The following is a 9,454-nucleotide window of genomic DNA, read 5'->3' on the forward strand; positions in this document are numbered from 1 at the left end:
GAAACCATTTCGACCAGTCAAGCTCGAATCGCTTCTTCTCTTGAAAAAAGTTTCTAGAAAACAAAACGGGCGAAAAGGCAGAGAACCCAGCTGTTACCTATTCCTTACAGCGCCTTCTGGCCCTAGCTCTACGTGAAACTGGATATACGAATGAAGCCGTCACATTGCTCGATCAATTGGTTCTCGATGATCCTCAGATGGAGGAACATTATCAGATCGACAAGGCGATCATCTATGCGAAAAGTAGTCAAACTGGACAAGCAGAAAGAATCCTAAGGAGAATTCTTGGGATGGGGCACCTTGTTCACGTTCAAATCAAAAACAGAGCAGCTATGGAACTAGCCAAGGTTCTGACGAAAAAAGATCCTAAGGAAGCTCTTCAAATTTTAGATTCAATCTCCCCCAAAAAACTTCTGGATCAGAAGGAAAAGAACTATCTTGCTGGTGTCATTTCCCGGGAAAAAGGAGATTTGGAACGGGCGAAGAAAGAATTGCTTCTTGCCATCGGCTTTCCTCAGTACGCCTTGTGGAAAGAAGATGCCCTTTTCCATCTAACAGAGATATTGGACACAGAGCTCCACCAGGCCTTCCATGCAACCCTAAGAAAAATATGGAAGCAAATCGAAGAACACCTACAAAGCTATCCAACTTTACGAAGGAAAACGATCTTAAACTTAAGTCGAATCGATGCGGAAATTAATACAAACTTTCCTACTAATCCCGTTCTCTATGCAAAACTCAAGGAAGAATTAAAGAGCTCGCCCCCCCATCAGCAAGGTGAAGTCCTTTATTTTTTGGTTCAAGGGTCTCTTCGCTCGAATCTTCCTGAGGACAGTGCTCAATTTTTGGGCCTTTTACAAAGTGAACAGTTCGAAAATACACCTTGGCCCTCTCTGGCTTGGCTCTATCTCACATCACACAAAATCCTAGAAGGAGAAGAAGGCGCTGGCAGTTATCACCAAACGCTCTCTTCAGCCTTTCAAGCCATCGAGAAAACGGGAAATTCCCTCTTTAAAAAAAAAATGGATAAATAAAATGATTCATTGACATGATTCGCATTCATCGGCACTCAAAGAACACCTTCTCACCTCTACATCTTTGGTCTCGGCAATCTCGCGCACTTTTCTTTTAATGGAAACGGTCACGTCCTCAATATCACTTGCCGATTTAGTTTTTAGGTAATAGGTCGACTTAAGACCACGCACCCATGCTTGAAGGTAAAGTTGTGACAGATTTTTCAGATTTGGTTCCCCTAAGAACAAATTAAGGGAGATAGCCTGGTCCACCCACTTCTGACGCACGGCTGCAGCTCGCACAAGATAGAGCGGATCAATAGAAAAGGCGTTTTGAAATTGTTTTTTCACAGACAGAGGAATCCTTTCAATGGAGCCAAGTTCACCTTTAGCATACTTAATCTCCTCAAACATCTCCTGGTCCCACCTCTCCAATTTCTTAAGAGAAGCAACGAGGTAAGGATTGAGCCAAAGCTGCTCTCCAGAAAGAGTCGACTTAGTAAACAATTGTCGATAATCTGGTTCAATAGAAGGGGCGCAACCGAAAATATTTGAAATGCTTGCCGTCGGTGCAATAGAAAGAACCTGTGAATTACGCATACCATGCTTTCGGATTAAGGTGCGCATGGCATCCCAATCCATCCAGCTTGTTCGTTCTACCTCAATACGCATTCCACGCTCCTGCTCGAGCAACTCAAGTGTGTCGAGAGGCATTAATCCCTGAGACCACTTAGAGCCCTCAAAGGAGGCATAGGGACCACGCTCCTTGGCTAACTCAACGGAAGCATAGCAGGCGTGCCACGAGATAAATTCGGTTACTTGATCTGCTAGAACGATCATCTCTTCCGATTCAAAAGGAATGTCAAGGAGGTGCAAAACGTCTTGCCAGCCCATCACACCCAAACCAAGAGGTCTATGCCTCAGATTCGCCTTCCTAGCCGGAATAGTCGGATAGAAAGTTAGATCGATGACGTTATCCAAAATACGAATAGCTAGATGAACGGTTTCCTGAAGTTGATCCCAAAAAAAAGTCTTATTTTGAAGATCGACAAAGGCAGATAAGTTGATTGATCCCAAATTACAAACGAAATGTTCATCTCTTGAATTATTGAGGGCAATTTCCGTACACAAATTTAAGCCATGAATGACTCCAACATGACCCTGCGGAGACCGCACATTACAAGGGTCTTTAAAAGTAATCCAAGGGTGACCCGTTTCAAATAACATCTCGAGCATCTTTTTCCAAAGAGCAGAGGCCCTGACAACCTTCCCATAGATTAGACCCTCACGAGCCTTCTTCTCATATTCTAAATAACGCGACTCAAAGGCCTTGCCATAGAGATCATGTAAATCGGCTACTTCATTGCTACGGAAAAGGGTCCACATTTCTCCTCGAGCCGCACGCTTCATGAAGAGGTCTGGAATCCAATTCGCCGTATGCAAGTCGTGTGTACGACGTCTCTCATCACCTGTCGTCCTTCGTAACTCGAGAAAATCCTCAACATCGTTGTGCCATGTTTCCAAATAGGCACAAATGACACCGCGTCGCCTACCCCCCTGATTCACGGCTAGAGCAAGATCATTTAAAATACGCAAAAAAGGAACAACACCCAAACCGGTTCCATTCGTCCCTTGAATCAGAGAGCCTTTGCCTCGAACAGAGGAGAAGTCTACACCTAATCCTCCAGCATGCTTGGAAATACGAGCACATTCAGCATACAACCCAAAAATACCTGTCGGATAGCACTGATTTTCTTCATCAATATGTAGAGAGGAAATCTCATCGGAACAGGTTAAGCCAAAACACGACGCCATTTGTGGATGTGTGGTTCCTGAATTGAAAAGAGTCGGTGTAGAGGAACAAAAACGTTTGCTATTGTAAAGAGAATAATAAGAGATCGCGGCTTCTTCTGGCTTCGGCTCTAAAAAACTCAAACCCATCGCTACACGCATCCACATATACTGCGGTACCTCAAGTCTTCTTTTCCCGGAATTGCTCAAGATAGGAGGGCCATCCGTGGTCTCTACCATCCGCTCATGAAGAAAATAACGATCGTACAACGTATAGATCCCAAGGAAGTCAAACTGAAAGTCTGCTAAAGGATTGAGAAGAGAGGCTAGGCGAGATAAATCCATCTTTAGACAACGTTTATCGAGCAACTCGAGGGCCACTCCCCTTTGGATGCACTTAGAGAATCCGCTTACGTGTGCCTGTTTTAAAGCTAACATTCCGTCTTGAACGGACCAATCTAGTACTTCCTCATACACAAACGTTAACAGAACTCTCGCGGCAAAAAGACGGTACTCGACATCTTGTTCAATCAGAGAACGCGCATTTAGCAAAATGGTCTGAGCCCGTTCTTTCGAATTCATCATAATGTGCATCGTTTTGACGAGAAAATGAGCAATCTCCTCACGCGAGTGCACCAAAGAAAGTCCAATAGAGGCAATATCGATCCTGGCCAACAAGTCAGGTGTCACTAAATCTGATAAGAGCGAACCAGAAGCTTCTAGTGACCTATTTCTACGAACAAGAAAACGCTCCTTTCGATAGTCAGAGTAAAGCTTCCTCAAACTCGTTAACCCCATCTCATCAAGAGTGAACTCAACACAATCCTGAATCTCTTCAAGATAGATTTGGTTCCTACCACGATCCAAAATATGTCCAGTCACCCTATTCGCAACGGAAGCGGCCTGTTTTTCAATTGTCTCAAGGACCTCCGATATTAGTTCCTTCCCGTTACCGTGCATGTTCTGAGCCAACATAGCCTTCAGAACAGCTTGCAAAATTTTCTCAGAGTTCCAAGGGACAGATCGACCGTTACGCAAGATAACAGCAATACGACTTGTAGAAAGAGTAGGAACAGTCGGTTCTTTTCCTTTAGGGAAAGGGCGAGCTAACGAGCTACCAAAAGAACGAACTGCTGAATACATCATTTTTTCCAAATGCTTCGACTCTAGACAGGATCGGTTCAACGACCTAATCTCTTCCAAAACGTAATTAGCGACATTAACAATAAGAAAATGATTGTGATAAGGGTCGTGATGAGATTGACAAGAAGGAGATTCTCGAAAAAGAACAGTCGAAACATCCCTAACGAAACGGATAAGGTCAAAAGGAAGAATTTCCCTTCCAAGTTGGATCATGGGCAGCTCCGAAGGAGCGAGAAGCTTCGAGGCTAAATAGACCCACAACTCCTCCGAGCACTCAAGCAGAGACCCTTCCTTTTCTTCCGAAACACTTTCCTTGACCATGGCCTCCTCCCCCTCATTCACCGATCCAAGCATCCCTAGCACACAATTCCCTCAAATAAGTCACTTTCTTCGTCAACACCTTGCAACTTGGAAACCTTCGTGTACTCTGTCACACGCGTTTCAAAAAAATTCTCATTTTTCTTGAGATAGATCATCTCTGAAGCCCAATCAAGGGGATTTTCCATAACAAGCTGTCCCTCAAAACGCACGACAGGTTCCCAGTTCAGATCTAATAACCTTCTATTCGCGTTATAGCAGACAAAATTCTTCAAATCTTTTTGAGAAAGACCGGGTAAAGGCTCTGGTAAAAGATCTTCAACAAAACGAAACTCTGTGTTCATAGCTTCAAGGAGGAACTGTGAACAATCTTGAATAAAAGCATCATCCAAGATATCAGGCTCTTCTCTGAAAAGCTCCAGGAGAAGACACCTTCCTAGCTCAATATGGTTCGACTCATCACGTAGTGTATAGCGAAACATTTGGCCAATACCGGGCATTTTCCCAACACGACAAAGATGTAAAATAGGCAAAAAAAGCGCCCAGAACTGAGCCCCTTCCATAACTTGCGTCAAGGCAAAAATGGCTTTAGCGAACAATTTTTTATTTTCTGTTTTCTTGAGGTCGATATCCTTCTTAAGGTACGGCATGCCCTTCATAATTAAGTCGTTCTTGTCCTTTATGGAGTCCAAAGACAAGAACATTGCTGTCACTTCGTGGGGATTGATGCCCAAAGATGAAATCATATAAAGTAGAGACTCTGTATGAATATTCTCCTCATGTACATGTCGACCCACAACCATTTTCAATTCAGGGGCACATAGATTCTCGCGGATAACCGCATAGCCACAATCTCCAATTAAACCCTCTGAGGCAGAGAAATAACCCAATCCAAACTTAACAATATTACGTTCAACAGAGTTGAGAAACCCCTCCGTTGTCCAATGTGTGACGTCATCAAACATGGGAATCTCATTAGGCAGCCAATGATTAGCATCCATTTTCTTATACAAGTCGTAAGCCCAAGAATATTTCAAGGGTAGCACATTAAATTCAGAAGAATTTCTCCCGTTAATGACTCTCTTTTCCTGAAAGGCCGCCTTAGCTTGAGCTTCGTCCAAAACATAGCGACGATTACCAACCGTATACACAATTGTCCCTGGGGACTCCCCAGGAACTGCATTGACGTCAGTATACTTTTCCATAAGGTAGCCTCAGTTTGGATTAAAACAAGAGACGGTAATGATACGCAAAAAGCCAATAAAAGACAGGCAGAGAAAGGTGGAGAAAAACCCGGCAAAAAGACGTGCGGCTACCAAGATTTGAACTTGGGACCTCGACATTATCAGTGTCGCGCTCTAACCAGCTGAGCTATAGCCGCAAACAAATATCATGGAGACTAGGAGACTCGAACTCCTCACCCCCTGAATGCAAATCAGGTGCTCTACCAAATGAGCTAAGTCCCCCTGAAACGGAACTTCCGAGTCTACACCTAGGCTCCCATTTCAGAAAAGCATAGACTCGGAAGCCCAAGCTATCCAATCAACGGAGCGAAGAAGAAAATAGCAGCAGCAGTCGAAACATTCAGGGAATCAGCACTCCCTAATGTCGGTAAAGAAACAATTTGATCAGCGTGCTGTAACCAAAAAGAACTTAACCCGAATTGTTCGGAGCCCAAAAGAAGCCCGGTGGGTTTTGACCAATTTATCTCACCGACTTTCCTCCCATTACCAGGTTTTGTCGCGATAAGCTGAACTCCACGACTTTTGAGCCAAATTCGAAGATTTGAAGACAAACCTTGAAAAAGAGGCAATGTAAAAAGTGTGCCTATGCTGGCCCGAACCGCATTCGGGTTCCAAGCATCGGTCACAGGATCACTCAAGAAAATAGCTTGTATTCCCGCAGCATCGGCGCTTCTCAGTATAGCACCTAAATTTCCAGGTTTTTCAATTTGATCCAAAACAGCAATACGAGAGATGTAGTCAGGGTTCCAAGAGAAAAGATCTCTTTTCGGAATAGGGGCGATAGCAAGCAATCCATCTGGTCGATCGCGATGCGAGAGAAGTGACGAAAACAAATGAGCAGGCACATGAAAAACTTCGGTTCCCAAAGCAGCAAAAGCCTGCAGTAGATCTATTTCGTTGCCACCCAAAAAGAGTTCTTTGCAAAACAGTAAAGTTACAGGTGGTAAAAAACCTAAATGACCTTTTTTCAAACCCTCTAAGTATCGAGATAGCTCTCTGAATCCCTCTACTAAAAAACTTTCTGTCTTTTTTCGATAACGGCGATTCTTCAGCCTAACTGCGCTTTTTAACTTTGGATTATGCGCACTCGTTAACCAAGGCCGATCGGATAAAAAAGTCTCAGAATCAGTCATTTCGTTCAGAACTAGTTATTTTTCTTTTCAGAAAACTTTGTACAAGGAGGACTCCACAAGAGAGGGACAAGAGAAGGTCAGAAAAATTGAAGCTCAAAGCAAAGGGGCCAAACGATATTTCCCAAAAGTCGAGGACGCCACCGTAGCGCAAAGAGTCTAGGAAATTTCCCATAGCTCCTGTCCAGGCGAAAAGAGCCAACAATTTACGATAGCAACCAGAAGAATGCTTAAACAAAATAGCAAACAGAAAAAGTCCTAGGAGACGCCAAAAAAGAAGAAACCTCGCCTGACCAGAAAGAAGACCAAAAGCACACCCCGCATTGAAACACTTGGAAAAACACACCTTCATAACCAACTACAATGCCCTTGCGTGAAGGAAAGACTCTGCTCAGGACTATAGCTAGAACATTCTCTGCTGCTTTTCGGTTGCCTGCTCTAACTCTGCTTGAGACTTCACCGTGGTAACAGCATAGGGAACGGCCTCCAAACGAGCAAAAGGGATCGGCTCTCCAGAGATATCGCAAATACCATACGACCCCTCCTCAATCTTTTCCAAGGCCCGGTTGATCCTCCCCAAAAGGGCGAATTCTTTAACAGTCATTTCAACACTAATGGCACGATCTAAATCGTGGGAACCTTCATCAGCTTGATGCTGAGAATAGCCCCTTGTCTCATCAGGAACCCGAACCTCTTGGGTCGATCCCTGAAGAATTTTTGTCAAACGAGCACGCATATCGAGAAGAACAAGCTTGAACTTCTCAATCTCTTCCGGACGCAACGACATAAAACAAAGACCTCCCTAATCAAAGATTCTTCACTCAGTTCAGGGTCCTCTTGCCTGAAAAAACTGCGTCACGGGTCACCCCTTCACTAAAGTGAGAATCCCTGAAGCAACGGCATACGACGAAGTGAAAAATTTACGCGTAATATCTACCACTTAAAAACACAAACAAGAAAGGCATTACACCAAAAGTGCCCTGCCTAAATGGGCTATCTGATCGGAGAAGATGGGATTCGAACCCATGATACGCTTGTGGCGCATACACGATTTCCAATCGTGCTCCTTCGGCCTCTCGGACACTTCTCCCCCTGGCCCGGACGATTCTACGAACAGACAAAATTTCACTCAAGAAGAGGTAGAATGACCTTCTAAGCTTATGATACAATTTGCCCCCTTCGAGGGGGAGAACTAGGAAGCCTTGATGTCCGCTAAGAACCCCAGATGCAAAGACAAAACTCGCTATTTGTCTGTGTTACTATTCACTGCTTTTTGGCATCTTGGAAGCCTGCTCTCGGCACAAGAGGTTATCGTAACAATTCCGCCCTATCTTCCCTTCTTAACACAGCTCTCAGGAGGAGCTCACGAAATCGCCTGCTTATGCGAGCAAGGGAACCATCATCATCTTTCCTCTCTGCCCCCTGATAAGGTGAATTTGATAAACGATGCAAGTGTCTGGTTTGGAATAGGCAGCGGTTTTGAAGAAAAGGTTTCTGATCTTCTCCCGGAAACTGTTGTCTATGTCGACCTCCGAACCTCTCTACAAGGTCTTCGAGAAGGAGATCTTCATCTTTGGCTCAGTCCTGCTCGTTTAAAAGAGCAAGTCCAGTTAATAGCGCAACAGCTTATGCTTCTTTCTCCAGCAGCAGAAGAGACCATTGGGGAAAACTTGGCACAGGTTTTGGAAACCATTTCGACCAGTCAAGCTCGAATCGCTTCTTCTCTTGAAAAAAGTTTCTCAAAAGTGTTGCTTTGTTCGCACGATGCTTTGGGTTATTTCTGTGAAGAATTTCAGCTCACCTCCTTGTCCTTCGATGCGCATGGCCATGAACCCTCTTTTTGCCATCTCGAAAAAATCGTGGAAGAAGCAGAAAGCCTACATCCCTGTTTAGTTGTCCTCATCAAGGGTCATTATGAAGATCTCGGCCTTGCTCTTGCAGAACGTTTAGAGCTCCCAACCTTTTTGCTAGATCCATGTGCCGAAGACATCTTAGGTGCATTGGAAGGATTAGCAGAAGCGCTTGCCTCCAAAAAAGCGGATCCGACTTAAGATGAACCATAAAGGCTTCCCCTACGTACTCGTGTCTAACCTTTCCTTCCGGGTAGAAAGAATGATCTTGTCCCAAATTTCCTTCGAGGTCCATCTAGGAAATCCCTTAGGCCTCATAGGCCCTAACGGAGGTGGGAAAACATCTCTCATCCAAATTTTGAGTGGCCTACGTAAGCCAACACACGGAACCATTGAACGATACAGCGTTAAAAACCGTATCGGATATGTCGCTCAATTTACCGAAAGGCATACCCAGATCCCCCTCTCTACCCTCGAATTCGTCGCCATGGGACATCCTGATCAAGCTTCAATGGGCTGGGCCTTGTCCCATTGCCAAATCCAAGCAGCTAGGGAAGCGTTAGCCGCAGTCCATCTGCTACAGCAGGAAAAAGAAAGGGTCTATGATTTATCAGGTGGCCAATTGCAGCGTGCAGCGTTAGCACGAGCCATCGTGCATAAACCCGATATTCTCCTTCTTGACGAGCCGACGGCTAACACTGACACCGCATCGAAACGAGCTGTTTTTGATCTTCTCAAAAAAATGAGAGAGACAATCGTTATGATCGTTGCATCCCACGATCTAGAACTTTTGCAGGAAATTTGCACAGATTACCTCTGCTTGCAGTGTAGAGGGTGCAAGATGCAAAAAAAAGATCTGTCTTCTCACTTTTTTCTAATGGGAAAACATGCATGACTTGGAATGAACTTTTCGGATTAAAGAGCCCCTTTTTCCTAAGAGCCGTTCTGGCCGCAATTGGATGCAG

The 9,454-nt window shown here is 44.5% G+C and carries 8 protein-coding genes and 3 tRNA genes; 3 read left to right on the top strand and 8 right to left on the bottom strand.

From position 1 onward, the window contains the following. Window positions 1-164 precede the first annotated feature (164 nt). Window positions 165-1,034 carry a hypothetical protein gene (locus HAT2_RS02815; protein WP_114544505.1) on the top strand — a complete coding sequence of 290 codons (870 nt, stop codon included), beginning with the start codon at window positions 165-167 and terminating at the stop codon, window positions 1,032-1,034. Between the two features lie 6 nt (window positions 1,035-1,040). Here the strand turns inward: HAT2_RS02815 and HAT2_RS02820 are convergent, their stop codons facing one another. The 8 genes from HAT2_RS02820 to HAT2_RS02855 form a co-directional block, all read right to left on the bottom strand. Further along, the gene (locus HAT2_RS02820; RefSeq protein ID WP_181860335.1) at window positions 1,041-4,268 is read right to left on the bottom strand and encodes a ribonucleoside-diphosphate reductase subunit alpha; all 3,228 of its coding nucleotides are present in this window, start codon (window positions 4,266-4,268) and stop codon (window positions 1,041-1,043) included. A gap of 35 nt (window positions 4,269-4,303) precedes the next feature. Then, window positions 4,304-5,470, bottom strand: a complete 1,167-nt coding sequence (locus tag HAT2_RS02825; protein ID WP_114544507.1) for a ribonucleotide-diphosphate reductase subunit beta — start codon at window positions 5,468-5,470, stop codon at window positions 4,304-4,306. Window positions 5,471-5,572: 102 nt separating this feature from the next. Continuing rightward, window positions 5,573-5,646, bottom strand: a tRNA-Ile gene (locus tag HAT2_RS02830). 12 nt (window positions 5,647-5,658) lie between these two features. Beyond that, a tRNA-Ala gene (locus HAT2_RS02835) sits at window positions 5,659-5,731 on the bottom strand. 68 nt (window positions 5,732-5,799) lie between these two features. After that, window positions 5,800-6,642 carry a TrmH family RNA methyltransferase gene (locus HAT2_RS02840; protein WP_114544508.1) on the bottom strand — a complete coding sequence of 281 codons (843 nt, stop codon included), beginning with the start codon at window positions 6,640-6,642 and terminating at the stop codon, window positions 5,800-5,802. After that, complete coding sequence (locus tag HAT2_RS02845) at window positions 6,635-6,991, bottom strand: signal peptidase II (protein ID WP_114544509.1); 357 nt, start codon at window positions 6,989-6,991, stop codon at window positions 6,635-6,637. The genes HAT2_RS02840 and HAT2_RS02845 overlap by 8 nt, the downstream gene beginning before the upstream one ends. Window positions 6,992-7,042: 51 nt before the next feature. After that, window positions 7,043-7,426 carry a TraR/DksA family transcriptional regulator gene (locus tag HAT2_RS02850; RefSeq protein WP_114544510.1) on the bottom strand — a complete coding sequence of 128 codons (384 nt, stop codon included), beginning with the start codon at window positions 7,424-7,426 and terminating at the stop codon, window positions 7,043-7,045. A 215-nt stretch (window positions 7,427-7,641) separates the two neighbouring features. Further along, a tRNA-Ser gene (locus HAT2_RS02855) sits at window positions 7,642-7,729 on the bottom strand. 163 nt (window positions 7,730-7,892) lie between these two features. On the opposite strand from HAT2_RS02855, the gene HAT2_RS02860 reads away from it, so the two are divergent. Both HAT2_RS02860 and HAT2_RS02865 read left to right on the top strand, forming a co-directional pair. Beyond that, window positions 7,893-8,690, top strand: a complete 798-nt coding sequence (locus tag HAT2_RS02860) for a metal ABC transporter solute-binding protein, Zn/Mn family (protein ID WP_220253881.1) — start codon at window positions 7,893-7,895, stop codon at window positions 8,688-8,690. Between the two features lie 31 nt (window positions 8,691-8,721). After that, the gene (locus HAT2_RS02865) at window positions 8,722-9,384 is read left to right on the top strand and encodes a metal ABC transporter ATP-binding protein (protein ID WP_181860336.1); all 663 of its coding nucleotides are present in this window, start codon (window positions 8,722-8,724) and stop codon (window positions 9,382-9,384) included. Window positions 9,385-9,454 lie beyond the last annotated feature (70 nt).

The organism is Candidatus Similichlamydia laticola (assembly GCF_003339615.1).
Taxonomy (GTDB): Bacteria; Chlamydiota; Chlamydiia; order Chlamydiales; family Parilichlamydiaceae; genus Similichlamydia; species Similichlamydia laticola.